Origin of the sequence: Pseudonocardia kunmingensis (assembly GCF_006716445.1) — a bacterium.
In the GTDB taxonomy this organism is placed as follows: domain Bacteria; phylum Actinomycetota; class Actinomycetes; order Mycobacteriales; family Pseudonocardiaceae; genus Pseudonocardia; species Pseudonocardia kunmingensis.
Genome location: NZ_VFPA01000001.1, coordinates 804,206 through 829,126, shown reverse-complemented (window position 1 = coordinate 829,126; position 24,921 = coordinate 804,206). Strand labels below are relative to the sequence as shown.

General features: G+C 74.8%; 26 protein-coding genes. 21 read left to right on the top strand and 5 right to left on the bottom strand.

Annotated features, from left to right (window positions below; genetic code table 11):
• Positions 1 to 39 precede the first annotated feature (39 nt).
• From nadA to nadC, 3 genes are read left to right on the top strand one after another with little or no spacing between them, the layout of a single operon-like run.
• A complete protein-coding gene (nadA, locus tag FB558_RS03915) occupies positions 40 to 1,035 on the top strand; it encodes a quinolinate synthase NadA (RefSeq protein ID WP_142048173.1) in 996 nt (331 codons plus the stop codon).
• Entirely contained in the window at positions 1,032 to 2,624 is a 1,593-nt protein-coding gene (locus FB558_RS03910) for an L-aspartate oxidase (protein ID WP_142048171.1), read from the top strand. Before nadA ends, FB558_RS03910 begins: the two co-directional genes overlap by 4 nt.
• Positions 2,621 to 3,481 carry a carboxylating nicotinate-nucleotide diphosphorylase gene (gene nadC / locus FB558_RS03905; protein WP_142048169.1) on the top strand — a complete coding sequence of 287 codons (861 nt, stop codon included), beginning with the start codon at positions 2,621 to 2,623 and terminating at the stop codon, positions 3,479 to 3,481. The genes FB558_RS03910 and nadC overlap by 4 nt, the downstream gene beginning before the upstream one ends.
• A 27-nt stretch (positions 3,482 to 3,508) precedes the next feature.
• Here nadC and FB558_RS03900 read toward each other — a convergent pair whose 3' ends face one another.
• On the bottom strand, positions 3,509 to 4,312 hold the full coding sequence (locus FB558_RS03900) for an SDR family NAD(P)-dependent oxidoreductase (RefSeq protein WP_142048167.1): 804 nt from the start codon (positions 4,310 to 4,312) through the stop codon (positions 3,509 to 3,511).
• Between the two features lie 120 nt (positions 4,313 to 4,432).
• On the opposite strand from FB558_RS03900, the gene FB558_RS03895 reads away from it, so the two are divergent.
• The 8 genes from FB558_RS03895 to FB558_RS03865 are packed head-to-tail and all read left to right on the top strand — an operon-like array spanning position 4,433 to position 11,124.
• Positions 4,433 to 5,440 carry an Lrp/AsnC family transcriptional regulator gene (locus FB558_RS03895; protein WP_142048165.1) on the top strand — a complete coding sequence of 336 codons (1,008 nt, stop codon included), beginning with the start codon at positions 4,433 to 4,435 and terminating at the stop codon, positions 5,438 to 5,440.
• Positions 5,437 to 6,348, top strand: coding sequence for a polysaccharide deacetylase family protein (locus FB558_RS03890; RefSeq protein ID WP_142048163.1), 912 nt, complete (start codon positions 5,437 to 5,439; stop codon positions 6,346 to 6,348). The genes FB558_RS03895 and FB558_RS03890 overlap by 4 nt, the downstream gene beginning before the upstream one ends.
• Positions 6,345 to 7,667, top strand: a complete 1,323-nt coding sequence (locus tag FB558_RS03885) for an MFS transporter (protein WP_142048161.1) — start codon at positions 6,345 to 6,347, stop codon at positions 7,665 to 7,667. Before FB558_RS03890 ends, FB558_RS03885 begins: the two co-directional genes overlap by 4 nt.
• Positions 7,664 to 8,185, top strand: coding sequence for an SDR family NAD(P)-dependent oxidoreductase (locus tag FB558_RS03880; RefSeq protein WP_142048159.1), 522 nt, complete (start codon positions 7,664 to 7,666; stop codon positions 8,183 to 8,185). The genes FB558_RS03885 and FB558_RS03880 overlap by 4 nt, the downstream gene beginning before the upstream one ends.
• Positions 8,182 to 9,186, top strand: coding sequence for a ketopantoate reductase family protein (locus FB558_RS43795; RefSeq protein ID WP_211366060.1), 1,005 nt, complete (start codon positions 8,182 to 8,184; stop codon positions 9,184 to 9,186). Before FB558_RS03880 ends, FB558_RS43795 begins: the two co-directional genes overlap by 4 nt.
• Positions 9,183 to 10,367: a M20/M25/M40 family metallo-hydrolase gene (locus FB558_RS43790; RefSeq protein WP_246106239.1), complete on the top strand. Its 1,185-nt coding sequence runs from the start codon at positions 9,183 to 9,185 to the stop codon at positions 10,365 to 10,367. The genes FB558_RS43795 and FB558_RS43790 overlap by 4 nt, the downstream gene beginning before the upstream one ends.
• Positions 10,368 to 10,402: 35 nt before the next feature.
• The gene (locus FB558_RS03870; RefSeq protein WP_170231172.1) at positions 10,403 to 10,684 is read left to right on the top strand and encodes a toxin-antitoxin system HicB family antitoxin; all 282 of its coding nucleotides are present in this window, start codon (positions 10,403 to 10,405) and stop codon (positions 10,682 to 10,684) included.
• A complete protein-coding gene (locus tag FB558_RS03865) occupies positions 10,684 to 11,124 on the top strand; it encodes a type II toxin-antitoxin system VapC family toxin (protein ID WP_142048157.1) in 441 nt (146 codons plus the stop codon). The genes FB558_RS03870 and FB558_RS03865 overlap by 1 nt, the downstream gene beginning before the upstream one ends.
• A 12-nt stretch (positions 11,125 to 11,136) precedes the next feature.
• Here FB558_RS03865 and FB558_RS03860 read toward each other — a convergent pair whose 3' ends face one another.
• A complete protein-coding gene (locus FB558_RS03860) occupies positions 11,137 to 12,117 on the bottom strand; it encodes an NADP-dependent oxidoreductase (RefSeq protein WP_342787279.1) in 981 nt (326 codons plus the stop codon).
• Between the two features lie 42 nt (positions 12,118 to 12,159).
• Here FB558_RS03860 and hisD point away from each other — a divergent pair, with 42 nt between their 5' ends.
• The 4 genes from hisD to FB558_RS03840 are packed head-to-tail and all read left to right on the top strand — an operon-like array spanning position 12,160 to position 16,047.
• A complete protein-coding gene (gene hisD, locus FB558_RS03855) occupies positions 12,160 to 13,479 on the top strand; it encodes a histidinol dehydrogenase (RefSeq protein WP_142048156.1) in 1,320 nt (439 codons plus the stop codon).
• Positions 13,476 to 14,603, top strand: coding sequence for a histidinol-phosphate transaminase (locus tag FB558_RS03850; protein ID WP_142048154.1), 1,128 nt, complete (start codon positions 13,476 to 13,478; stop codon positions 14,601 to 14,603). Before hisD ends, FB558_RS03850 begins: the two co-directional genes overlap by 4 nt.
• Entirely contained in the window at positions 14,600 to 15,199 is a 600-nt protein-coding gene (hisB, locus tag FB558_RS03845; protein ID WP_142048152.1) for an imidazoleglycerol-phosphate dehydratase HisB, read from the top strand. Before FB558_RS03850 ends, hisB begins: the two co-directional genes overlap by 4 nt.
• A complete protein-coding gene (locus FB558_RS03840) occupies positions 15,196 to 16,047 on the top strand; it encodes a PHP domain-containing protein (protein ID WP_281288613.1) in 852 nt (283 codons plus the stop codon). Before hisB ends, FB558_RS03840 begins: the two co-directional genes overlap by 4 nt.
• A 15-nt stretch (positions 16,048 to 16,062) precedes the next feature.
• Here FB558_RS03840 and FB558_RS03835 read toward each other — a convergent pair whose 3' ends face one another.
• Together FB558_RS03835 and FB558_RS03830 are read right to left on the bottom strand one after the other, a co-directional pair.
• Entirely contained in the window at positions 16,063 to 17,643 is a 1,581-nt protein-coding gene (locus tag FB558_RS03835) for a BCCT family transporter (protein WP_142048148.1), read from the bottom strand.
• 278 nt (positions 17,644 to 17,921) lie between these two features.
• Positions 17,922 to 18,851, bottom strand: coding sequence for a transporter substrate-binding domain-containing protein (locus tag FB558_RS03830; RefSeq protein ID WP_170231171.1), 930 nt, complete (start codon positions 18,849 to 18,851; stop codon positions 17,922 to 17,924).
• Between the two features lie 121 nt (positions 18,852 to 18,972).
• Between FB558_RS03830 and hisH the strand changes: the two genes are divergently transcribed.
• From hisH to FB558_RS03805, 5 genes are all read left to right on the top strand, one after another.
• Positions 18,973 to 19,608, top strand: coding sequence for an imidazole glycerol phosphate synthase subunit HisH (hisH, locus tag FB558_RS03825; protein WP_142048144.1), 636 nt, complete (start codon positions 18,973 to 18,975; stop codon positions 19,606 to 19,608).
• Between the two features lie 137 nt (positions 19,609 to 19,745).
• Positions 19,746 to 20,513, top strand: a complete 768-nt coding sequence (gene priA / locus FB558_RS03820; RefSeq protein ID WP_142048142.1) for a bifunctional 1-(5-phosphoribosyl)-5-((5-phosphoribosylamino)methylideneamino)imidazole-4-carboxamide isomerase/phosphoribosylanthranilate isomerase PriA — start codon at positions 19,746 to 19,748, stop codon at positions 20,511 to 20,513.
• Positions 20,513 to 21,286, top strand: coding sequence for an imidazole glycerol phosphate synthase subunit HisF (gene hisF / locus FB558_RS03815; protein ID WP_142048140.1), 774 nt, complete (start codon positions 20,513 to 20,515; stop codon positions 21,284 to 21,286). Before priA ends, hisF begins: the two co-directional genes overlap by 1 nt.
• 11 nt (positions 21,287 to 21,297) lie before the next feature.
• Positions 21,298 to 21,648: a phosphoribosyl-AMP cyclohydrolase gene (hisI, locus tag FB558_RS03810; protein ID WP_142053658.1), complete on the top strand. Its 351-nt coding sequence runs from the start codon at positions 21,298 to 21,300 to the stop codon at positions 21,646 to 21,648.
• Positions 21,649 to 21,871: 223 nt separating this feature from the next.
• Positions 21,872 to 22,600, top strand: a complete 729-nt coding sequence (locus tag FB558_RS03805) for an alanyl-tRNA editing protein (RefSeq protein WP_142048138.1) — start codon at positions 21,872 to 21,874, stop codon at positions 22,598 to 22,600.
• 30 nt (positions 22,601 to 22,630) lie between these two features.
• Here FB558_RS03805 and FB558_RS03800 read toward each other — a convergent pair whose 3' ends face one another.
• The gene (locus FB558_RS03800; RefSeq protein WP_142048136.1) at positions 22,631 to 23,545 is read right to left on the bottom strand and encodes a hypothetical protein; all 915 of its coding nucleotides are present in this window, start codon (positions 23,543 to 23,545) and stop codon (positions 22,631 to 22,633) included.
• 109 nt (positions 23,546 to 23,654) lie between these two features.
• Here FB558_RS03800 and FB558_RS03795 point away from each other — a divergent pair, with 109 nt between their 5' ends.
• A complete protein-coding gene (locus tag FB558_RS03795; protein WP_246106238.1) occupies positions 23,655 to 24,917 on the top strand; it encodes a sensor histidine kinase in 1,263 nt (420 codons plus the stop codon).
• Positions 24,918 to 24,921 lie beyond the last annotated feature (4 nt).

Here is a 24,921-nt window from a genome sequence, read left to right as displayed (position 1 = left end):
CCCTCGTTTACGACTCATAGTCGAAAACCAGGAGGGGTCATGACCGCCAGCCCGACGATCGCCCGGTCCGGGCTCGAGCCCGGATGGGCCGACGAAGTGCGCGCACTGGCCCGTCGCCGCGACGCGGTGCTGCTCGCGCACAACTACCAGCTGCCGGAGATCCAGGACGTCGCCGACCACACCGGCGACTCGCTGGCCCTGTCCCGGATCGCGGCCGAGTCGCAGGCCTCGACGATCGTGTTCTGCGGCGTGCACTTCATGGCCGAGACCGCGAAGATCCTCAGCCCTGGCAAGACGGTGCTGATCCCGGACGCCGCCGCGGGCTGCTCGCTGGCCGACTCGATCACCGTGGACCAGCTGCGGGCGTGGAAGGCCGAGCACCCGGGCGCCGTGGTCGTCTCCTACGTGAACACGACCGCCGCGGTGAAGGCCGAGACCGACATCTGCTGCACCTCCTCCAACGCCGTCGAGGTCGTGGCCTCGATCCCGGCCGGCAAGGAGGTGCTGTTCCTGCCCGACCAGTTCCTCGGCGCGCACGTCCGCCGCGTGCTGCAGCGGGAGAACATGCACGTCTGGGCGGGGGAGTGCCACGTGCACGCCGGGATCAACGGCGCCACCCTCACGGCGCAGGCCGAGGCGAACCCCGACGCCGAGCTGTTCGTCCACCCCGAGTGCGGCTGCGCCACCTCGGCGCTCTACCTCGCCGGGACCGGCGCGGTGCCCGCGGACCGCGTGAAGATCCTCTCGACCGGGGGCATGCTCGACGCGGCGCGGGAGTCGCGGGCCTCCTCGGTGCTCGTGGCCACCGAGGTCGGCATGCTGCACCAGCTGCGCCGGGCCGCGCCCGAGATCGACTTCCGGGCCGTGAACGACCGCGCCTCCTGCCGCTACATGAAGATGATCACTCCGGAGAAGCTGCTGCGCGCGCTGCGCGAGGGCCGCGACGAGGTGCACGTCGACCCCGAGCTCGCCGCCCGCGGCCGCGCCGCCGTCCGGCGGATGATCGAGATCGGGCAGCCGGGGGGTGCGGAGTGACCGCGGTCCTCTGGGAGGCCGAGGCGGACGTCGTCGTCGTCGGGTCCGGGGTCGCGGGGCTCACGGCCGCGCTCGACGCCGCCGAGCTCGGCATGCGCGTCGTCGTCGTGACCAAGGACGCCGTCGACGCCGGTTCCACCGGCTACGCGCAGGGCGGCGTCGCCGTCGTGCTGGGGGACGTGCCGGGCGACAGCGTGGAGGCGCACGTCGCCGACACCCTCACCGCGGGCGCAGGCCTGTCGGACGCCGCCGCCGTCGCGGAGATCCTCGCCGACGGCCCGGCCGCCGTCGCCCGGCTGCGCGCGCGCGGCGCGGTGTTCGACTCCGCTCCCGACGGCCGCCCGGCCCGCACCCGCGAGGGCGGGCACTCGGCGTTCCGCGTGGTGCCCGCAGGCGGTGACGCCACCGGCGCCGAGGTGGAGCGCGCCCTCGTGGCGGCGGCGACCGACCGGCGGCTCCCGCTGCTCGTCGGCCACGTCGCCGTCGACGCGCTGCGGGACGGCAGCGGCACCGTCACCGGGCTCGCGGTGCTCGACGACGCCGGCCGTCCCGGGGTGCTGCGCGCGCCCGCCGTCCTGCTGGCCACCGGCGGGTACGGGCAGCTGTACCTGAGCACGACGAACCCGGCGACGGCCACCGGCGACGGGCTGGCGCTCGCGCTGCGGGCCGGCGCGACGGCAGCCGACCTGGAGTTCGTGCAGTTCCACCCCACGGTGCTCTACACCGGGCCCGCGGTGGGCAGGCGGCCGCTCGTCACCGAAGCCGTGCGCGGCGAGGGCGCGGTGCTGCTCGACCGCGCGGGCCGGCGGTTCATGACCGGCGTGCACCCGCTCGCCGACCTCGCCCCGCGCGACGTCGTGGCGGGCGCGATCACCCGCACGCTCGCCGCCACCGGCGCCGACTGCGTGCACCTGGACGCGACGGCGCTCCCCGACTTCGCCCGGCGGTTCCCGACCGTGCACGCGGCCTGCCGCGCTGCGGGCATCGATCCGGCCCGCGAGCCGATCCCCGTCACCCCGGCGGCGCACTACGCGTGCGGCGGGGTGGTCACCGACCTGCACGGGCGCACCGCCGTGCCGGGGCTCTACGCCGCGGGCGAGGTGGCGCGCACCGGCCTGCACGGCGCCAACCGGCTGGCGTCGAACTCGCTGCTCGAAGGGCTCGTCGTCGGCGCTCGCGCGGCGCGGGCGGTGGCGGCCGACGCGCGCACCCCGCGGCCCGCCGCGGGGGAGTGCCTGGTGGCCGCGCCGGCCGTGCCGCTTGCCCCGCGCGGGGTCGTGCAGCAGGCGATGACCGTGGCCGCCGGGATCGGTCGCGACGCCGCAGGGCTCGCCGCGGCGTCGGACCGCGTCGAGGCCGCCGCCGTGGTGGGGGTGCCGGTCGACCGGGCCGGCGTGGAGGACGCCGCGCTCACCCTGCTCGCGCAGGCCGTGCTCGCGGCGGCCGGCACCCGCACCGAGAGCCGGGGCTGCCACGTGCGCACCGACTTCCCCGAGCGCGACGACGTGTGGCAGCGCGCGAGCCTGGAACTGACCCTCGACGCCGCCGGACAGCCGGTGGTGCGGACCGGAACGGCGGTGGCGGCATGATCGGTGCACTGGTGGAACCGGACGTCGCGGACCTGGACCGCGTCGTCGCGACGGCGCTGGAGGAGGACCTGCGCTACGGCCCCGACGCGACGACCGCGGCCACCGTGCCGGCCGACGCCGTCGCCGTCGCGGCGTTCGCGGCCCGGGAGGCGGGCGTGCTGGCCGGGCTGCCCGCGGTGCGCGCCGTACTGGACGAGGTCGTGGACGGCTACGAGGTGCTCGACGCCCGCGCCGACGGCGAGCGGCTCGCGCCGGGTGACGTGGTGCTGACCGTCCGCGCGCCGGTGCGGGCGCTGCTCACCGCCGAGCGCACGGCCCTGAACCTGCTGTGCCACCTCTCCGGTGTCGCCACGGCCACGGCCGCCTGGGTGGACGCGGTCGCCGGCACCGGCGCGCGGATCCGCGACACCCGCAAGACGCTTCCCGGGCTGCGGCTGCTGGAGAAGTACGCGGTGCGCTGCGGCGGCGGGGTGAACCACCGGCTCGGACTCGGCGACGCCGTCCTGATCAAGGACAACCACGTGGCCGCCGCCGGTTCGGTCGGCGCGGCGCTGACGGCGGCCCGGGCGCAGGCCCCCGACCTGCCGTGCGAGGTGGAGGTGGACACCCTGGAGCAGCTCGACGAGGTGCTGGCCATGGGCGCCGAGCTGGTGCTGCTGGACAACTTCGACGTCGAGCGGACCCGCGAGGCGGTGCGGCGGCGGGGGAACGGGCCCACGCAGCTCGAGTCGTCCGGCGGGCTGGCGCTGGCGAACGCGCGGGCGTACGCGGAGACCGGGGTGGACTTCCTGTCGGTCGGAGCGCTCACCCACTCGGTCCGCGCCCTGGATCTCGGCCTGGACCTGCGCGCCGGCTGAGCTCGGTGGGGTGGGTGCCGGCGCCGGTCAACGCAGGCGCAGCACGCTCCCGTTGAGCAGGTGCGCCTCCTCGGAGGCCACCCAGGCGATCACCTCGGCCACTTCCTCCGGGGTGGCCACGTGGGTGAGCTCCCGGCTCGCCGCGACGCCGGCCCGCACCTCGTCGTTGACCCAGCCGGTGTCGGTCACCGGCGGGTAGACGATGTTGGCGGTGACTCCCAGGTCGGCCAGCTCCACCGACGCCGACATCGTGTAGTTCTCCTGGGCCGCCTTGGCCGCGCCGTAGGACACCTCGTCCGGGAACCCGTGCTGACCGCCGGAGGTGAGCCCGACGATGCGTCCCCAGCTGCCCCCGCGGGCCCGCAACCGGCGGGCGAACTCCGCGATCAGCAGGGCGGGCGCCATCGCGTCGACGGCGAACTGCCGCCGGAAGGTCTGCGCGGTCACCGGTTGCATCGGGCGGCCGAACTTGTCGACCTCGGCGGGGGCGAAGGTGTCCTGCACCCAGCCGCTGGCGTTGTTGACGAGGACGTCCACCGGGCCGAGCCGTTCCTCGGCGGCGTCGAAGAGCCGGGCCGGGGCGTCCGGGTCGGCCAGGTCGGCCTCGACCGCGTGCGCGCGCCCCCCGGCGTCCTCGATCCGCGCCACCACGTCGGCGGCGTCGCCGCGCCGCAGGCGGTTGTACTCGTCGGACTGGCCCGCGTCGTCGCCGGGACGGAAGTAGGACACGAGCACCGCGGTGCCGCGGCGGCCGAGGGCGACGGCGGTGGCGGCGCCGATGCCCTGGTTGGCGCCGGTGACCACGGCGACGTGCGTTCCGCTACCGATCATGCGCCTACCCTGGCAGGTCGGCGCGTTCGACGACATCCGATTGTTGTGCCGGTGCTTTTTGGGAAGATCCACCAGAAGATCGGCTTGACTTGGGAGAATCCGGCAGCAGATAGTGGCGCGGTGAGGGAGACGCCCAAGCTGAGCGAGCTGGACCGGAAGCTCGTCGCCGCGCTGCAGGTGAACGGGCGCGCGTCCTGGAAGCAGGTCGCGCGGGCCCTCGACGCCACCGAGTCCACGGTGGCCCGGCGTGGCCAGCAGCTGCTCGAGTCCGGTGTCGTCGGGGTGACGGGCGTCCTGGACCACCTGCGCTGCGGGCTGGGGATCTCCCTGCAGGTCCGGATGCGGTCCCGGCCGGGCACGGCGAACGCGGTCGCCGAGGCGCTCGCCGTCCTGCCCGAGACGCGCTTCGTCACCGTCGTCACCGGCAGCGCCGACGTGGCCGCAGAGTTCGTGGTCCGCGACCACCACGAGGTCACCCGGGTGCTCGTGGAGGAGCTCCCCCGCCCGGACGACATCGTCGAGACCGAGTCGATGGTGGTCGTCCGCAAGTTCTCCGCGGTCGAGGAGTGGGACACCGGGCTGCTGGCGCCCGAGGCCACGGCCCTGCTCCGGGCGGACCGGGCGCGCACCGGCCACCGGGAGTGGAGCGAGCCCGAGCGGCTCACGCCGCAGGAGTTCGCGATCGCCCGGCTGCTCGCCGACGACGGGCGGGCCGGCTACGCGCAGCTCGCGGCCGCGGTCGGCGTGAGCGAGTCCACGGCGGCCCGGCGCGTCGAGTCGCTGGTGCGCCGGGGCTGCCTGCGGTTCCGCACGCTGTTCGAGACGCCGCTGGTCGGGCTGGACGTCGAGTTCATGCAGTGGCTGGTCGTCGAGCCCGGCGAGCTGGAGAACGTGGGAGCGCGGCTGGCGAGGCTGAGCTCGACGCAGTACGTGAGCGCGACGACCGGCCGGTTCAACCTCTGCCTGCACGGGGTCCTGCCCGGGTACGGGGATCTCTACCACTACATGACCGAGGCGGTCGGGGCGCTCCCCGGGGTGCGCACCGCCGACCTGACGTTGCAGGCCCGCGCGCTGAAGCGGGCCTACGTGCGCATCAGCGCCGATGGGACGAGGGAGCGGAAGACATGACCGAGCAAGGCGCGCCGGAGCCCTGGCAGTGGGACGAGCCGACGTGGCGCGGCCACGTCGACCGGGTCCGCGCCGGGCAGCGGCTGGTGCCGGAGAGCTGGCCGGGCGGGGCGCGGGTCGCCGTCGCGCTGTCCTTCGACTCCGACCACGAGACGATCCCGCTGCGCGACGGCGAGACCCGCCCGGGCAAGCTCGCGCAGGGCGAGTACGGCTCCCGGGTGGCCGCGCCCAAGATCCTCGCGTTGCTGGCCGAGTACGGCGTGCCCGCGAGCTTCTTCATGCCGGCGGTGTCGGCGCTGCTGCACCCGGACGAGGTCGAGTCCTACGTCGCGGGCGGGCACGAGCTGGCCGTGCACGGCTGGATCCACGAGCGGAACATGCTGCTCAGCCGGAACGACGAGCTCGACCTCACCGGTCGCGCGATCGAGACCCTCGAGCGGCTCTCGGGCGTGCGCCCCGTCGGTATCCGCACGCCGAGCTGGGACTTCTCCGACCACACGCTGGAGATCATCGCGCAGCTCGGGCTGCGCTACGACTCCTCGCTGATGGCCGACGACGACCCCTACGAGCTGCTCGCCGACGGTCGCCGCACCGGGATCGTGGAGCTGCCGGTCGAGTGGATCCGCGACGACGCCCCCTACCTGATGATGGAGCGCTACGGCGGGCTGCGGCCCTACACGCCGCCGCGGCGGCTGTTCGAGATCTGGCGCGACGAGTTCGACGCCGCCCACCGCGAGGGCGGGCTCTTCCAGCTCACCCTGCACCCGCACATCATCGGCCACCGCTCCCGGCTGGTCGTCCTGCGCGACCTGCTCACCCACATCAGCGCCCACTCGGACGTCTGGTTCGCCACGCACGCCGAGATCGCCGCCCTTGCGGCCGCCCAGCTCGAGGAGACCCGACCATGACCGACCCGACGACCGACTCGACCACCGGGGCGTCGTTCGAGGCCGGCACCAAGCTCACGCCGCGCCAGCGCAAGGCGATCGTCGCCGGGGCGATCGGCAACACCGTGGAGTGGGTGGACTGGGCCGTCTACGCCACCCTCGCCCCGATCTTCGCCTCGCAGTTCTTCGCGCCAGGGGACGAGACGGTCGCGCTGCTGTCCACGCTGGCGGTGTTCGCGGTGGGCTTCATCATGCGCCCGATCGGCGGCGCCGTCCTCGGCGCCTACGCCGACCGGCACGGCCGCAAGAAGGGGCTGATGCTCACCATCAGCCTGATGGCCGGCGCCGCGTTCGTCATCGCGATCACCCCGACCTACGCCGCCATCGGCATCGCGGCCCCGTTGATCCTGCTGCTCGCCCGGCTCGTGCAGGGCTTCTCCGCAGGCGGCGAGTTCGGCTCGTCCTCGTCGTTCCTCGTGGAGTCGGCCGCGCCGAAGCGGCGGGCGTTCGCGGGTTCCTGGCAGCAGGTGTCGGTCGGGGCGGGCGCGCTCATCGCGTCGTTCATGGGCTTCGTGCTCACCTCGACGCTCGACGACGCCGCGATGCAGTCCTGGGGGTGGCGCGTCGCCTTCGCCGTGGGCGGCCTGCTCGGCCTGGTCGGGCTGTGGCTGCGGGTGAGCGTGGAGGAGACCGAGAGCTTCCAGCGGGCCAGCGGCGAGGGGCGCACCAGCGGCAAGCACCCGATCATCGGCATGCTCACCGAGCACCCCGTCGCGGCGCTGCGCGTCGTCGGCATCACGATCGCGGGCACGCTGACCTACTACGTGTGGATCAGCTACATGCCCGGCTACGCCAGCACGACCATCGGCATCCCGCTCGAGGAGGCGCTGCTGGCCAACACCATCGCGATCGCCTACTTCCTGTGCCTGCTGCCGTTCGTGGCCCTGCTGTCGGACCGGTACGGGCGCAAGCCCACCCTGCTGGCGTTCGCGATCGGGTTCCTCCTCCTCGCGTGGCCGTTGTTCCAGCTGCTGTCGCTCGGCGGGTTCGGGACGCTGCTGGTGGTGGAGCTGATCGGCGTGACCCTGATCGCCGGGTACTCCGCCAACTGCGCGGTCGTGATGGCCGAGCAGTTCCCCGCCGAGGTCCGCAGCACCGGGATCGGGCTGCCGTACGCGCTCGCCGTCGCGATCTTCGGCGGTACCGCGCCCTACATCCTCACCTGGATGAGCTCGAACGGGCTGGCCGACTACGTGTGGCTCTACGTCGCCGCGGCCGCGCTGATCGGCGTGGCCGTCTACGCGACGATGCCGGAGACGAAGGGCCAGGAGCTGACGTGAGGCACGTCCTCGTCACCGGGGCGGCAGGCGGCATCGGGCTCGCCGTCGCCGAGGCGTTCGCGGCCCGGGGCGACGCGGTCAGCGGAGTCGACGCCCGCGCGCCGGAGTTGGAGGTGGCGATGGCCCGACTCGGCGGCCGGGCGCTCGTCGCCGACCTGGCCGACCCCGGACGTGCCGAGGTCGTGGACCGCGCATCGGCGCTCGCCGGGCCGGTCGACGTGCTGGTCAACGCGGCCGGCCTCTACCCGGCCACCCCGCTCGCCGACATGACGGCGGCCGAGGTCGCGAGCCCGGTCAACCCGGTCACCGACGAGTACGCGTCCGCCGTCGCGGTCAACCCGCTCGGCCGGCCCGGGCAGCCGGACGAGATCGCCGCCGCCGTCGTCTGGCTCGCGGGCGACGACGCCCGGTTCGTCACCGGCGCGGTGCTGCGGGTCGACGGCGGCGCCACGGCGGGCACCACCGCCCTGCCGGTCCACCACCCCACCACCACAGTCCTGCAGGAGGGTTCGCTGTGAACTACGTGATCGTCGGGGCCGGGGCCATCGGCGGCACCCTGGGCCACCACCTCGCCCGCGCCGGGCACGAGGTCACCGTCGTGGACGCCGACGCCGAGCACGTGCGCGCCGTCCGCGAGCACGGGCTGGTCGTGCGGCGCGGCGACGAGCGCACCGCCGTGCCGGTGGCGGCCGCGCTCACCCCCGACGAGCCCGGCCCGGAGCGGATCGGGCGCGTGCTGCTCGCGGTGAAGGCGCAGGCCACGGGCCGGGCGCTGGACTGGATCGCGCCCCGGCTCGCCCCCGACGGGTTCGTGGTGTCGCTGCAGAACGGGCTCAACGAGCAGGCGATCGCCGACCGGGTCGGTGCGGAGCGCACCGTCGGCGCGTTCGTCAACCTGTTCGCCGACGTCGTCGGTCCGGGGGAGATCCGCGACGGCGGCCTCGGCGCGCTGGTCGTCGGGGAGCTCTCCGGGCGGGACTCGGCGCGGGTGCGCGAGGTCGTCGCGGACCTGCAGGCGTGGGGGCCCGCGCAGGCCACGGCGAACGTGTCGGGCTACCTGTGGTCGAAGCTCGGGTTCGGCGCGATGCTCGTGGCCACCGCGCTCGCCGACGCCCCGATGGCCGAGCTGATCGACCGGCACCGCGGCGTGATGCACGCGCTCGCCGCCGAGGTCTACGCGGTCGCGGCGGCGGAGGGGATCGCGCTGGAGCCCTTCGACGCGTTCGACCCGCTGCCCTACGCGGGCGACGACGCGGCCGCCAAGGACGCCGCCACCGACGCCCTCGTCGCGTGGCTGCGCACGCAGGCCAAGGACCGCAGCGGCATCTGGCGCGACATCGCCGTGCGGCACCGGCCCACCGAGGTGCCCACCCACTACGGCCCGGTGCTGGAGCGCGCCGCGCGGCTGGGGATCGCCGTTCCCGGCCTGGAGCGGCTCGTGGCGCAGATCGGCGAGCTGGAGGCCGGGGCGGCGATGGCCGAGCACCGGATCGCCGACCTCGCGGGGGCGCGGCGGTGAGCGGTGTTCCCGACCCGTCGGTGCTCGGCGGCCTCGACGTCCCCGCCCTGCACCGGTGGCTCGCGCAGCAGCGGGCCGACCTCGTCGCGGACCTCGTCGCCTACGCCGAGCACGAGACCCCCAGCGACGACCTCGACCTGCTCGCCGCCGGTCTGGCGTACCTCGAGGGGTGGCTGGGTGAGCGGCTCGGGGCGCCCGCCCGGCGGACCCACCACGGCTCGGACGAGCGCGGCGACGTCGTGGTCCTCGACCACGACGGGGTGGGCGACCGCACGCTCACCGTGCTGGCCCACTACGACACCGTGTGGAGCGCAGGCACCCTCGCGCAGCGGCCGGTCGGGGTCGACAGCGACGTGGTGCGCGGGCCCGGCGTGTTCGACATGAAGGCAGGGCTCGTCCAGGCCGTCTGGGCCGTCCGCGCGCTGCGCGCCGCCGGGCTCCCGCACCCGCCGCTGCGCCTGGTGCTCACCGGCGACGAGGAGATCGGCAGCCCGTTCTCCCGCCCGCACATCGAGGCGGCCTGCGCGGACGCCGCGGCCGTGCTGGTGTTCGAGGCGAGCGCCGACGGCGGCGCGGTCAAGACCGCGCGCAAGGGCGTGGGGCTGTTCGACGTGCACGCCGACGGGCTCGAGTCGCACGCCGGCCTGGACCCGACGGCAGGGGCCAGCGCGATCGACGAGATCGCCCGCGCCGTCCGCACCCTGCACGACGCCACCGACCTCGGCGAGGGCACCACCGTCAACGTCGGGGTGCTGCGCGGAGGCACCCGGCCGAACGTCGTCGCGGGCTCGGCCGAGGCGCGGATCGACGTGCGCGTGCCGTCGGTGGCCGCGCAGGACCGCATCGACGCGCTGCTCGCCGGCCTGCGCCCGCACGACCCCCGCGCCGCGATCCGCGTCGAGGGCCGCTGGAACCGGCCGGTGATGGAGCGCAGCGCCCCGATCGCGGCGATGTACGCGCTCGCGCGGGCGGCCGCCGCCCCGCTGGGCGTGGACCTGCCCGAGACCGCGGTCGGCGGCGCCAGCGACGGCAACTTCGCCGCGGCGCTGGGCCGGCCCGTGCTCGACGGCCTCGGTGCGGTCGGCGGTGGGGCGCACGCGCGGCACGAGCACGTCAGCATCGACGGGATGGTGGAGCGGGCGGCCGTGGCGGCCGGGGTGGTGGCGGCGTTCGCGAGCTGATAGCACTTCGGCTTCAGATTGCTATCATCGTCGCCGTGAAGCAGCTGATCGCCCGGATCGACGACGACCTGCACCGTCGCCTCAAGCAGTGCGCGGCGGAGCAGGACCGTTCCCTGAACGACCTCGTCGCCGGCGTGCTCGCGGCCGCGGTGGAGGACGACGCGCAGTCCGTCCGGCGCCGGATCGACCGGTCCGGGCTGCGGGTCCTCCCGCCCCGGCCCGTCACCGCGCGTCCGCGGCAGGAGGTGCTCGCCGGCCTGGAGGGGCTGGGGACGCCGGTGAGCGACGCGCTCGCCGCCGACCGCGACGCCCGCTGATGCTGCGCTATGCCGACACGTCGGCGCTCGTGCGCTGCTACTTCCCCGACGAGCCGGACCACGAGGAGCTGCGCGCCCTGCTCCTGGAGGGGGCCGATCCGGTCGTGACGAGCGAGCTGACCCGGCTGGAGCTGGCGAGCGCGGCCCACGCCGCCCACCGGGCCGGCCGACTGCCGGACCCGGCGGCGCTGCTCACCGTGGTCGACGCCGACTGCGCCGAGGACGGCCCGGTCGCGCTGCTGCGCCTGCAGCCCGAGGCCGTGTTCGGGCTCGCCACCGCGCTCGTGGCGCAGCACCCGCTGCGCAGCCCCGATGCCCTGCACCTCGCCGTCGCCCGCACCACGGCAGCCGAGCTGGCGGGGGGAGAACCGGTGGTGCTCGTGACGCGGGACCACCGCCAGGCCGCCGCAGCCGCAGCCCTCGGGATGGCGGTCGAGTAGCGCAGAGCCGCGTCAGATCGTCAGCACCACCTTGCCCTGCACCTCGCCCGCCTCCTGCACCCGCTGCGCCTCCGCGGCCTCGGCGAGCGGCAGCGTGGCCCCGACGTCGATCTGCAGGTGCCCCTCGTCCACCCACTCGGCCAGCCGGGTCAGGTGCTCGCGGTCGGGTCGCACGAACAGGTACTGCCCGCCCATGTCGAGCACGCCCGGATCGACGACCGAGGTGATCCGGAAGCGGTCGCGGACGACCTCCGGGCTGTCCTCGAGGGCCCGGCCACCGGCGAGGTCGAGCACGGCGTCCACGCCGTCGGGTCGCAGCGCCCGCACGCGGTCGACGAGCCCGTCGCCGTAGGTCACCGGAGTGGCGCCCAGCTCGCGCAGCCGCTCGTGGTTGCGCCCACCCGCCGTCCCGATCACCTCGGCGCCGAGCACGCGCGCGATCTGCACCGCCATCCGCCCGACGCCGCCGGACGCGGCGTGCACGAGCACGGTCTCGCCCGCCCGCACCTCGAGCCGCTCGACGAGTGCCTGGTAGGCGGTGAGGCCGGCCAGGGGGAGCGCCCCGGCCTGCTCCCAGGTCGCCGCGGACGGTGCCGGGGCCACGGTGCGCAGCGGGGCGGCCACCAGCTCGGCGTACGTGCCCCACTGCAGGTGGTCCTGGCGGTTGTAGGCGACCACCTCCTCGCCAGGGCGCAGGCCCGTCACCGCGGGCCCGACCCGCTCGACGACCCCAGCCACGTCCCAGCCGGGGACCACCGGGAAGTGCGCCGGGATGAGGGCGTCGAGCCCGCCCTCGCGGACCTTCCAGTCCACCGGGTTCACCGACGCCGCCTTCGCGCGGATCAACACCCAGTCCGGGCCGACCTTCGGCTCCGGGAGCTCCATCGGCTCGAGCACCTCGGGGCCGCCGTACCGCCGGAACGCGATCGCCTTCATGCCCGCGGCGTACCCGCGGGGCGGGCCGCGACGCGTGATCAGCCACCCCCGGCGCACGTCACGCCGGTACGCCCGCTGGACCGCATTACCCTGGGGCCCATGCTCCGTCGCCTCGACCTGCGCTCCGCACCCCTGCCCCGCACCGCCCGCCTCCGGGGGCTGCTGCCGCGGGCCGAGCAGGACGTCGACGCCGTGCTGCACCAGGTGCGGCCGATCGTGGAGGACGTGCGCGAGCGCGGCGCCGAGGCGGCGCTGGAGCTCGCGGAGAGGTTCGACCGGGTGCGGCCGAGCGCGGTGCGGGTGCCGGCCCAGACGCTGCAGGGCGCGCTGTCGGCGCTCGACCCGGGCGTGCGGGAGGCGCTGCAGACCTCGATCGCGCGGGCGCGGGCCGTGCACGGCGACCAGCGCCGCACCGACCTCGTCACGCAGGTGGCGCCGGGCGGCACCGTCACCGAGCGGTTCGTGCCGGTGCGCCGGGTGGGCCTCTACGCCCCGGGTGGGCTGGCCGTCTACCCGTCCAGCGTCGTGATGAACGTGGTGCCTGCGCAGGCCGCGGGCGTCGAGTCGATCGTGCTCGCGTCCCCGCCGCAGGCCGAGCACGGCGGGCTGCCCCACCCCACGGTCCTGGCCGCGGCCGCGATGCTGGGCGTCGAGGAGGTCTGGGCGGTCGGCGGAGCGCAGGCCGTCGCGCTGCTCGCCCACGGCGGCACCGACACCGACGGCGCCGAGCTGGAGCCGGTCGACATGGTCACCGGCCCGGGCAACATCTACGTCACCGCGGCCAAGCGGCTGCTGCGCGGCCTGATCGGCATCGACGCCGAGGCCGGCACCACCGAGATCGCCGTGCTCGCCGACGACACCGCCGACCCGGTGCACGTCGCCGTCGACCTGATCAGCCAGGCCGAGCACGACCCGGCCGCCGCGTCGGTGCTGGTCACCGACTCCGTCGAGCTGGCCGACGCGGTCGACCGCGAGCTGGCCACCCGGGTCGCGGCCACCAAGCACACCGAGCGCATCCGGGAGGCGCTCGGCGGGCCGCAGTCGGGCACCGTGCTCGTCGACGACATCGACGCCGGGCTCACCGTCGTGGACGCCTACGCCGCCGAGCACCTGGAGATCCAGACCCGCGACGCGCGCGAGGTCGGCTTCCGGGTGCGCAACGCGGGCGCGATCTTCATCGGCCCCTACGCCCCGGTGTCGCTGGGCGACTACTGCGCCGGCTCCAACCACGTGCTGCCCACCGGTGGGTGCGCGCGGCACTCCGCGGGCCTGTCGGTGCAGACCTTCCTGCGCGGCGTGCACGTCGTGGAGTACACGGAGGAGGCGCTGCGCGAGGTGGCCGACCAGGTCGTCACCCTCGCCGGCGCCGAGGACCTGCCCGCGCACGGGGAAGCGGTCACGGCGAGGTTCGCCCGATGACCGCGGTCCAGAACGCGGTCGGGGGCGAGGTCACCCTCGACGACCTGCCGCTGCGCGAGGACCTGCGCGGTCGCAGCCCGTACGGCGCCCCGCAGCTGGACGTCGCGGTGCGGCTCAACACCAACGAGAACCCCTACCCGCCGCCGCCGGAGCTGGTCGCCGACATCACCAAGGCCGTGCACACGGTCGCGGAGGAGCTGCACCGCTACCCGGACCGCAACGCGGTCGGGTTGCGCACGGACCTCGCCGCGTACCTGTCCGGGGCCACCGACGTGGCGCTGTCCTGCGCCAACATCTGGGTCGCGAACGGTTCGAACGAGGTCCTGCAGCAGCTCATGCAGGCGTTCGGCGGGCCGGGCCGGGTAGCCGTCGGGTTCGAGCCGTCGTACTCGATGCACCCGATCATCGCCTCGGGCACGCGCACCGAGTGGCTGCCCGCGCCCCGCCGCTCGGACTTCTCCCTCGACGTCCGCGAGGCCGCGTCCGTACTGCGCGAGCAGGCTCCCGACCTGACGTTCCTCACCAGCCCGAACAACCCCACCGGGCAGAGCATCGAGCCCGACGAGCTGGCCGTGCTGGTCGACGCCGCCCCCGGGCTCGTGGTCGTCGACGAGGCCTACGCCGAGTTCTCCGACCGGCCCAGCGCCATCTCCCTGCTGGCCGGCCACGGCCACAAGCTCGTGGTGTGCCGCACGATGAGCAAGGCGTTCGCCTTCGCCGGGGGGCGGCTGGGCTACCTGGCCGCCGCGCCCGCCGTCGTCGACGCGCTGCAGCTGGTGCGCCTGCCCTACCACCTGTCCGCGCCCACGCAGGCCGCGGCGCGGGCCGCCCTGCGCCACGCGGACGCCACCCTGGGTTCGGTGGCGCTGCTGCGCGCGGAGCGCGACCGCGTGGTCCCGGCGCTGGCCGCGGCGGGCTACTCCGTGGTGCCCAGCGACGCCAACTTCGTGCTGTTCGGCCGCTTCGCCGACGCCCCGCGCGCCTGGCGCGCCTTCCTCGACCGCGGGGTGCTCATCCGCGACGTCGGGATCGCCGAGCACCTGCGCGTCACGATCGGCACGCCGGAGGAGAACGACGCGTTCCTGCAGATCGCAGTCGACGTCGCGGACAAGGAGCTGATGTGAGTCGGATCGGGCGCGTCGAGCGCGTCACCAAGGAGTCGAAGGTGCTCGTCGAGATCGACCTCGACGGCTCCGGCACCACCGAGATCAGCACCGGCGTCCCGTTCTACGACCACATGCTCGACGCGTTCGGCAAGCACGGCGCGTTCGACCTCACCGTCCGCGCCACCGGTGACATCGAGATCGACGTCCACCACACCGTCGAGGACGTCGCGATCGTGCTCGGCCAGGCGATCCGGGAGGCGCTGGGGGACAAGAAGGGCATCCGCCGCTTCGGCGACGCCTGGATCCCGATGGACGAGGCGCTCGCGCAGGCCGTCGTCGACGTGTCCGGGCGCCCGTACACGCTGCACACCGGCGAGCCGGACGTGATGCAGGGCTTCGTCGTCGGCGGGCACTACCCCACGGTGCTCAACCGGCACGTCTTCGAGTCGCTGGCCTTCCACGGCCACCTCGCGCTGCACGTGCGCGTGGCGGGCGGGCGGGACCCGCACCACGTCACCGAGGCCGAGTTCAAGGCGATCGCCCGCGCCCTGCGCGCGGCGGTGGAGCCGGACACCCGGCTGACCGGGATCGCCTCGACGAAGGGCACGCTCTGAGCGAGGTACCGGATCTCCCCGGTGACAATCACGTCCACACCGAGTGGTCCTGGGACGCCGTCGAGGGCGCCATGGACGCCACCTGCGCGCGGGCGGAGCAGCTGCGGCTGCCGTCGGTGGCGTTCACCGAGCACGCCGACCTGACGCCCTGGGTCGTGCGGCCCGGCGACGCGATGCCCGACGTGCTGGCGCGCTGGTTGCGTCCGGACGGCCGGGTGGCGCCGCGCCCGCTCGACGTCGAGGGCTACCTGGCGTGCCTGCAGCGCTGCCGCGAGCGGTATCCCGAGCTGCGGATCCTGTCCGGCGTCGAGCTGTCGGAGCCGCACTGGCACCCGGAGCAGACGGCGGCACTGCTCGCCGGCGGGCGGTTCCACCGCGTGCTCGGGTCGGTGCACTCGGTCGGCGGGCGCGCTGAGCCGCGCCTGGTCGACCACGCGATGGGCGACACCGCGGCCGCCGACGTGGTGCGCTCCTACCTGGCGGAGGCCGCGGTGATGGCCGCCTCGGACGCCCCGTTCTCCGTGCTCGCCCACATCGACTACCCGGTGCGGCACTGGCCCGTGGACGCCGGCCCGTTCCGGCCGGCGGACTTCGAGGAGGAGTTCCGCGCGGTCCTGACCGTGCTCGCGGCGAGCGGGCGCGCCCTGGAGATCAACACCCGGGTGCCGCTCGCGCCCGAGCTGGTGGCCTGGTGGGCCGACGCCGGCGGCGACGCGGTGTCCTTCGGCAGCGACGCGCACCGGCCCGCCGACCTCGCGAACGGGTTCGCCGCCGCCGCGGACGTGGCGTTGGGCTGCGGGTTCCGGCCCGGCACCGACGCGGCGGGCCTCTGGTCCCGCCGGGCCTGACCGGCCGCCGGCCCCTCAGGCCCGCCCGCGGGTCCGCGGGGCGAGCGCCGGATCCGCCCGCACGTCGCGGCGCAGGTCGACCATCAACCCGGCGCACATCGCGACCAGGATCAGCACGAACGGTGACGCCGCCACGATCGCGCCCCACTGCAGGGCGTCCAGGCCGCCGATGACCAGCAGCGCGAGCGCCACGAGACCGATCAGGGTGCCGAACACCAGCACCAGCCACCGGTGCGGGTCGGGATCGCCCTTCGAGGAGAACGTGCCGAGCACGATCGCGCCCGCGTCGGCACCGCTGACGAAGAAGACCGCGGCGAGGATGATCACGGCGATGCTCGTGACGGTGCTCGCGGGGAACTCCTCGAGCACGGTGAACAGCGCAGCCTGCGGGCTCTCCGCCGCCGCGGCGCCCACGTCGCGCTGCCCGGTCAGCTGCAGGTTCAGCGCCGTGCCACCGACGACCGCGAACCACACCACCGTGGCCACCGTCGGAGCCACCAGCACGCCGAGGACGTACTCCTTGATCGTGCGTCCCCGGGAGATCTTGGCGAGGAACGAGCCGACGTAGGGCGCCCAGGAGATGCCCCACGCCCAGAAGAAGACGGTCCAGTTCTGCATCCACGTGCCGTCGTCGAACGCGCCGGTCTCGAAGGCCATCGGGATGAGGTTGAACAGGTAGCCGCCGATCACCTCGGACATCAGGTTGAGGATGAACGCGATCGGACCGAGCACGAACAGGTACACCAGCAGCGCCATGGCCAGCAGTGAGTTGAAGTCCGCGAGCCGCTTGATCCCCCGGTCCACGCCGGCCACGGCGGAGAACAGGAAGCCGACCGTGAGGACACCGACGACGACCACCAGCAGCCACGTCGATCTCTGGAGGCCCGCGACGAACCCGAGCCCGGCCACGATCTGCAGGGTCCCCAGCCCCAGTGTCACCGCGTTGCCGACGAGCGTGGTCACGATGACCCAGGTGTCGATCGCGCGGCCCGTCGCCGTCTCCGTGCGGGACCCGAGCAGCGACCGCAGCGTCGAGGTCACCAGCGACGGCCTGCCCTTGTTGTGGACGGAGTAGGCCAGCGCGAGCCCGGCCACCCCGAAGAACGCCCACACGTGCAGGCCCCAGTGGAACAGCGAGTACTGCATCGCCACGGTCGCGGCCTCGTCGGTGCGCGGCGCCGGGCCGCCGGGCGGGGGCGCGGTGTAGAGCAGGGCGGGTTCGGCGGCCCCGTAGAAGATCAGTCCGATGCCGACGCCGAGCGCGAACATCATCGAGATCCAGGAGAACGACGAGTACTCCGGCCTGCTGTCCGCGCTGCCGAGCCGGATCCGCCCGTACCGGCTGAACCCGATGAACAGGATGAAGGCGACGAACCCCGCCGTGGACAGGACGTAGACCCAGCCGAACTTCTCGGCGATGAACGTGTAGATGTGCGAGGCACCGACCCGGACCTCGTCGGTGAACAGCAGCCCCGCCAGCAGGAACAGCAACGTCAGCGCGACGGCGGCCACCGCGACCGGGAGGTCGACGCCCGAGCGCCACCCCGCGGCTGCGGGGCGCTGCGGGGCGCCCTGCTCGGACTCCTCCACGCTCATGGAGCGAGGTTAGGCAGCCGGGGTGGCGGGCGCAGCGCGGCGTGTCACCCGGTCGCAGTGCGGATGTTGCGCGCTCCGCATCCAGGAGGGGCGAGACCGGCTCCCCAAGCTCATGATCGGCAAATCGGAGGGCTCCCACCCGGACGAACGGCACTCTCGTCGGTACCTAGCCGACGAAAGTGCCGTTCGTCATGCGGATCCCGTTCCGGAGCGGCTCCCCGGCGCGCGCCCCGCCCGCGCGCTGACCTCCGGCGAGCGGATTCACGGGTGGTCACCCGCTAGCGCGGTAGCGGGTCCAGCTCCGTCCCCGCGCCGTGCTCGACCCGGCAGAGCTGTTCGGTGGTCACCCCCGGATCCGGCATCTCGTCCCGGGTGAACCCGAACGGCGCCATCAGCTCCAGCAGGGCGCCCTCGTCCCGCAGCGCGGCCAGTACGTCGTCGAACTCGGCGCGCAGCGTCTCGTCGGGCCTGCGGAAGGCGGCCGCTCCGCAGCCGAGCCGCGGTTCTCCACCGATCACGGGCGCGAACGGCGCGAGCAGCTCGACCCCGGTCGGTGCCGGACCACCGGGGGGTGCGAGCAGGCTGCGCAGGGAGATGGCGGTCAGGGCGAGCGCGTCGACATCGCCGTCCGCGACGGCCGCCAGCCCGTCCTCGGGTGTCCCGACCAGGATGATCCTGTCCGCCGGCACTCCGGCGGCCAGGGCGTACTCCCGCTCGACGGCACCGGCGAGCACGGCCAGCGACGCCCCGGTGCGGGCCACGGACCCGAGGTCGTCCAGCCCGAGCGGGTTGCCGGCCGCGACCAGCAGACCCGTCGGGGCGCAGTAGACGGGTGCGGAGAACGCCACCAGCTCGCAGCGGTCGGCGGTGACGAACATGCCGGCCGCGACGACGTCGACCGTGCCTCCGTTGAGCGCCTCGACGAGTTCGCCGAACGGCGTGACCACCGCGTCGATCTCGATGTCGCCGATCCGCCGGAACACCTCGCGGTGCACCGCCGCGATCGCACCCTCGACCCGGTCGCCCTCCAGGTAGGAGTAGGGGCGTTCGTCCGCGATCCCGATCCGGACCACCTGCTCGTCCCTGATCCGGGCCAGGGTGTCGCCGAGCCCGAGGGCCGAGCAACCGCCGGTGACCGCGAGGGAACCGGTGAGGAGGGTGCCCCGCAGGAACCCGCGCCGCGAGCAGCGGCCCGTCCGCTCGTCCACACCGTGAACGGTCGTCCATCCGACCGGATCCCGCCACCGCAGCGATCGTCCGTTCGGTGGTCCGCCGGGTTGCGGCTCCGGCCCGCTCGCCGGTCCCGGGCGACGCCGTACCCTGGAGGGCGTGTCGAGGATCGTCGTGCTGGACTACGGATCGGGCAACCTGCGTTCCGCGGAACGCGCGCTGCAGCGCGTGGGTGCCGATGTCACGGTCACGGCCGATCCGCATGCCGCGCTGGAGGCCGACGGCCTCGTCGTCCCCGGGGTCGGCGCCTTCGCCGCCTGCATGGCGGGCCTGGCCGGGGTCGGCGGTCCGCGGATCATCGAGCGCCGACTCGCGGGCGGCCGCCCGGTGCTGGGGATCTGCGTGGGCATGCAGGTGCTGTTCGACCTGGGCGTCGAGTGGGGCGAGCGCACCGAGGGGTGCGGGCAGTGGCCCGGCACCGTCGAGCAGATCAAGGCCGACGTGCTGCCGCACATGGGCTGGAACACCGTGCGGGCCCCGGCCGGCTCCACGCTCTTCGCCGGCATGGACCCCGACACGCGCTTCTACTTCGTGCACTCCTTCGGCGTGCGGCGCTGGGAGCTGGAGGAGTCCGACGTCTTGGCGCCGCCGCTGGTCACCTGGGCCCACCACGGCGAGGACTTCGTGGCCGCGGTGGAGAACGGCCCGCTCGCGGCCACGCAGTTCCACCCGGAGAAGTCCGGCGACGCCGGCGCCACGGTGCTGCGCAACTGGCTGCGCGACGTCGTCGGATAGCCCTCTCCATCGGACGAACGGCGCGCTCGTCCGACAGGGCTGTACGGGTGTGCCGCTCGTCCAACGGCTTGCCCCCTTTGCGCGCAGCCACGGCGCGCGGCCCGGGTCGCCGCGTACCCGGTCGGTAGGCTTGACCGGTGAGTTTCACGTTGCTTCCCGCCGTCGACGTCGCCGACGGTCAGGCCGTCCGCCTGGTGCAGGGCGAGGCCGGCACCGAGACCGGTTACGGCGCCCCCCGTGAGGCGGCGCTGCAGTGGCAGCGCGACGGCGCGGAGTGGATCCACCTCGTCGACCTCGACGCGGCGTTCGGCCGCGGGTCCAACGCCGAGCTGCTCGCCGGGGTCGTCGGTGAGCTGGACGTCGCCGTGGAGCTCTCCGGTGGCATCCGCGACGACGCGTCCCTGGAGCGCGCGCTGGGCACCGGATGCGCCCGGGTCAACCTGGGCACCGCCGCGCTCGAGGACCCGCAGTGGTGTGCGCGGGCGATCGCGCGGCACGGCGAGCGGATCGCGGTCGGGCTGGACGTGCGGATCGTCGACGGGCAGCACCGGCTCGCCGCCCGCGGCTGGACCCGCGACGGCGGTGACCTGTGGGAGGTGCTGGAGCGGCTGGACCGCGACGGTTGCGCCCGCTACGTCGTCACCGACGTCAGCAAGGACGGCATGCTGCGCGGCCCCAACCTCGACCTGATGCGCGACGTCGCCGCGGCCACGTCCGCACCGGTGATCGCCTCCGGCGGCATCTCGGAGGTGGCCGACCTGGTGGCGCTGGCCGAGCTGGCGGCCACCGGCGTCAACGTGGAGGGCTCGATCGTGGGGAAGGCGCTCTACGCCGGCCGGTTCACCCTCCCCGAGGCCCTCGAAGCGGTGCGCGCGGTGCGGCCGGCGGGACGGGCGGCGGGCTGATGGGGGTCGCCGTCCGCGTCATCCCCTGCCTGGACGTCGACGCCGGGCGGGTGGTCAAGGGCGTCAACTTCACCGACCTGCGCGATGCGGGCGATCCCGTCGAGATGGCCGCGGTCTACGACGCCGAGGGCGCCGACGAGCTGACCTTCCTCGACGTCACCGCCTCCTCCGGGGAGCGGGCCACGATGCTCGACGTCGTGCGGCGCACCGCCGAGCAGGTGTTCATCCCGCTCACGGTCGGCGGTGGCGTGCGGTCCGCCGACGACGTCGACACGCTGCTGCGGGCCGGCGCCGACAAGGTCGGCATCAACACCGCGGCGATCCTGCGCCCGGAGCTGCTGCACGAGGCCAGCCGCCGGTTCGGGGCCCAGTGCATCGTGCTGTCGGTCGACGCCCGCAAGGTGCCCGAGGGCGGTGAGCCCACGCCGTCGGGCTGGGAGGTCACCACGCACGGCGGGCGCCGCGGCACCGGCATCGACGCCGTCGACTGGGCGGCCCGCGGCCAGGAGCTGGGCGTGGGGGAGATCCTGCTCAACTCGATGGACGCCGACGGCACCCGGGCCGGCTTCGACCTGGAGATGATCGCCGCGGTGCGCGCCCGGGTGGACGTGCCGGTGATCGCGAGCGGTGGGGCGGGCGCTCCTGCGCACTTCCCGCCCGCGGTCCGCGCCGGGGCCGACGCGGTGCTCGCCGCGAGCGTCTTCCACTTCGGACAGCTGCGGATCAAGGACGTCAAGGACGGCCTGCGCGCCGCGGACGTGGAGGTGCGGTGATGCCGCGCGTGGTGGAGTCGGCGCTCGACGCCGGGATCGCCGCCCGGCTCAAGCGCACCCCGGACGGCCTGGTCTGCGCGGTCGTCCAGCAGCGCGGCACCGGCGAGGTGCTGATGGTCGCCTGGATGGACGACGAGGCGCTGCACCGCACCCTGACCACCGGCCGGGCCACGTACTGGTCGCGCTCCCGCGAGGAGTACTGGGTGAAGGGCGCGACCTCCGGCAACGTCCAGCACGTGCACGAGGTGCGCCTGGACTGCGACGGCGACGCCCTGCTCGTGGTCGTCGACCAGACCGGCGCGGCCTGCCACACCGGCACCCGCACCTGCTTCGACACCGACGTCCTGCTCGCCGCCGGCTGACCGCGGCCACGCGGCGCGCTCGCACACCGACTTCAGCCCTCACGCACCGACTGCAGTCGGTGCGTGAGCACCACGATCGGTGTGCGACCGGCGTCGGCCGTCGCGTCCGCGCCGCGCCGATCGCTCGCACACCGACTTCAGCGCTCGCACACCGACTGCAGTCGGTGCGTGAGCACCACAACCGGTGTGCGAGCCGGGGTGGCCGACGTCCTAGTGTCGCGGCGTGACCGAGGAGCTCTTCGCCACCGACGCCTACCGCCGCTCGTTCGAGGCCGCGATCACCGAGGTCGACCGGGACGCCGGGCGCGTCGCGCTCGCCCGCACGGCGTTCTACCCGGGCGGCGGCGGCCAGCCGCACGACCTCGGCACGCTCGACTGGGGTGGCGGCGCGGTCGCCGTCACGAGGGTGAAGCGCGAGGGCGGCCGGATCTGGCACTGGGTCGACGCGCCCGAGCTGCCGGGCACGGGCGCCGAGCTGGCCGGGGAGATCGACTGGTCGCGCCGGCACCTGCTCATGCGCACCCACACGGCCCTGCACGTGCTGTGCGGGGTGGTGTGGTCGGAGTTCGCGATCCCGGTCACCGGCGGCAACATGGAGCCCGGGTCCGGCCGCCTGGACTTCCCGCTCGAGTCGATCTCGACCGAGCTGGGCAAGCGGCTGGAGAGCCGGATCAACGAGGAGCTGGCGGCGGCGCGGGCCGTGGTGGTCGAGTTCCTCGGCCGCGACGCCGCGGACGCCGACCCGGCGCTGATCCGCACGGCCGCGAACCTGATCCCCCGGGAGATCGACCCGCTGCGCGTGATCGACATCGTCGGGCTGGACAAGCAGGCCGACGGCGGCACGCACGTGGCGAGCACCGCCGAGGTCGGGGCCGTCCGCGTGACGGGCACCGAGTCGAAGGGCAAGGGGAACAAGCGGGTGCGCCTGCAGGTGGTGGACGCGCCGGCCTGACCGCTGCGGGAGTGGGCGACGTTCCCCCCGCTACCCGCGCCGGCCCTCCCCGGAACCGACGAGGGCGAGCATTCCGGCCACGGCGAGGGCGAAACCGCCGAGCAGGCCGGTGACCTGCGCTACGCCGCCCGCCGCGTCGAGTTCGGTGAAGCCGTCCGCGGTGAGCCGCACGACCACCGTGTAGAGGCCCCAGGAGAACATCGCGGCGCTGCCGGTCCAGGCGGCGGCGGTGGCGGCCCACCGCCTCGAGGCCCGGGCGCGGACGAGCGCGACCACGCCGACCGCGCCGGCGACCGCGAGCGCGGCGTCGACGGTCTGCATCCCCAGCGTCACGGCCGAACCGGCGGTCAGGCCGACGCCGAGGTGCGCCGCGGCGCTGGCACCGGCCATCACGCAGCCCCCGACGGCGATCACGCGCAGCAGGGGGAGGAACGGCGGGGCGGGCGGTGCGGACGCCGTGACCACGCCCGCCCACCGCCGTACCGCGTACGCGACGAACGCGGCCCCGAGGAAGACGCCCTGCCAGGCGAAGCCGCCGTAGACCACCGGCTGCAGCCACGGCTCGAACACCGTGGGCTCCGGCGTGGTGGTGAGCACCGTGACCGCGGTGGCCGGCAGGACGGACACGGCCATCGGCACCAGGAACCCGGTACCGACCCACACCGGCAGCAGGACCAGCCACGCCGGGAGCCGCTCGCCCCAGCGGGAGGTGAGGGCGAACGCCAGCCCGATCACGGCGAGGTCCATCGCGAAGGTGACGGCGTTGGCGACCACGACGGCCGGCTCGGCGAGGAACGCGGGTTCGCGCGCGCCGAGCGTGGCGCCGGACAGCCAGCCGAGCTTGATCGTGAGATAGGGCAGGGTCCCGGCGGCGGCGAGCCGGCCCAGTACCCGGACGCCGACGGGGACCGCGGTCGGCGGTGCGGTTGCCGCTCCGGTGGTCATGGCGATGACGATCCGGGACCGGATCGTCGCGCGACTCCCGCCGCGGGACGATCCCGCTCCCTCTGGCGGGGGAGGGGTGCGCCGGGGGTGCTCTGCGACGATCGGTGGCGTGCCCCGCCCGCTCCGGCGCTTCCTCGCCCCGCTCACCGACGGGCTGACCTACCGCCGGTTCGTGCACCTGCTGCTGGGTGCCGTGATCCTGCTGCCCTACGTGGGGCTGGGTGCGCTCATCACCACCAGCATGACCAGCGGCGACCTCGACGTGTTCGGTGCGTTGCTCGTCGTGGTCCCGGGGGTGGTGATCGCGTTCGGGGTCGCGCTGGTGCCCGGTGTGCGGGCGCTGGCGATCACCGCCGCCCGCGCGCTGCTGGGTGCGACCGTGCCCGAGCCGGACCCGGCGACGGCCGACAGCTGGCCGGCGCGGCGCCGGGCCGCGGGCTGGCTGGTGCTCAACGCCGCCGCGGGCGCGGTGACCGCGCTCGTCACGCTCGCCGTGCTGCCCATCACGATCGGCTTCCTGTTCGCGCCGTGGCTCGCACTGCGGCCGTTCCCGACCGGCGGCGGGGCGTGGTGGCTGCCGCCGGTGGGGCTGGTGCTGCCGGTGCTGCTGCTGCACGCGGCGTCGGCGTCGGGTGCGGCGCTGGCCCGGCTCGCCCCCCGCGTGCTCGGGCCCACGCCCACCGAGCGGATGGCGGCCGAGCTCGCCGAGGCGCACGCCGCGGAGCGTGCACTGGCCGAGCGCAACCGGCTCGCGCGCGAGCTGCACGACTCCGTGGGCCACGCGTTGACGATCACGACGCTGCAGGCCGGGGCGGCGGCCCGGGTGCTGGAGACCGACCCCGCGTTCGTCGCCCGCGCGCTGGACGCGATCGCCGAGGCGGGGCGATCCGCGCTGGCCGACCTCGACCACGTGCTCGGGCTGCTGCGCAACGGGTCGGACGGGACCGACGGCGCCGACGACCGCGCCCCGCAGCCCGACCTCGGCGACCTCGACGCGCTCGTCGACGGGGCCCGCTCGGCGGGCGTGGCCGTCGAGCTGCACCGCGACGGCGCGACCGACGCGGTGCCGCGGGCGGTGTCGCGCGAGGCGTACCGGATCGTGCAGGAGGGGTTGACCAACGCGTTGCGCCACGCCGGGCCGGTGCCGGTGGCCGTGCGGGTGGCGGTGCGCGACGACGCCGTGGAGCTGGAGCTGACCAACCCGCTCGGCGACGCCCGGGCGCGGCCCCGCACCGGCGGCGGTCGCGGGCTCGCCGGGATGCGCGAGCGGGTCACCGTGCTGCGCGGCGAGCTGTGCGCCGGCGGCGACGAGGAACGCTGGCGGGTGACCGCGCGGCTGCCGCTGGCCGGGACGCGGCGGATGCCGGGATGATGTC

Bases quoted from the DNA above. Each gene is read 5' to 3' on its own strand.
- nadC (WP_142048169.1), top strand. From the start codon at position 2,621: ATGATCGGTGCACTGGTGGAACCGGACGTCGCGGACCTGGACCGCGTC.
- FB558_RS03865 (WP_142048157.1), top strand. From the start codon at position 10,684: ATGCTGCGCTATGCCGACACGTCGGCGCTCGTGCGCTGCTACTTCCCC.
- hisD (WP_142048156.1), top strand. From the start codon at position 12,160: ATGCTCCGTCGCCTCGACCTGCGCTCCGCACCCCTGCCCCGCACCGCC.
- nadA (WP_142048173.1), top strand. From the start codon at position 40: ATGACCGCCAGCCCGACGATCGCCCGGTCCGGGCTCGAGCCCGGATGG.
- FB558_RS03800 (WP_142048136.1), bottom strand. From the start codon at position 23,545: ATGACCACCGGAGCGGCAACCGCACCGCCGACCGCGGTCCCCGTCGGC.
- FB558_RS03885 (WP_142048161.1), top strand. From the start codon at position 6,345: ATGACCGACCCGACGACCGACTCGACCACCGGGGCGTCGTTCGAGGCC.
- FB558_RS03835 (WP_142048148.1), bottom strand. From the start codon at position 17,643: ATGAGCGTGGAGGAGTCCGAGCAGGGCGCCCCGCAGCGCCCCGCAGCC.
- FB558_RS03900 (WP_142048167.1), bottom strand. From the start codon at position 4,312: ATGATCGGTAGCGGAACGCACGTCGCCGTGGTCACCGGCGCCAACCAG.
- hisF (WP_142048140.1), top strand. From the start codon at position 20,513: ATGGGGGTCGCCGTCCGCGTCATCCCCTGCCTGGACGTCGACGCCGGG.
- FB558_RS03890 (WP_142048163.1), top strand. From the start codon at position 5,437: ATGACCGAGCAAGGCGCGCCGGAGCCCTGGCAGTGGGACGAGCCGACG.
- FB558_RS03850 (WP_142048154.1), top strand. From the start codon at position 13,476: ATGACCGCGGTCCAGAACGCGGTCGGGGGCGAGGTCACCCTCGACGAC.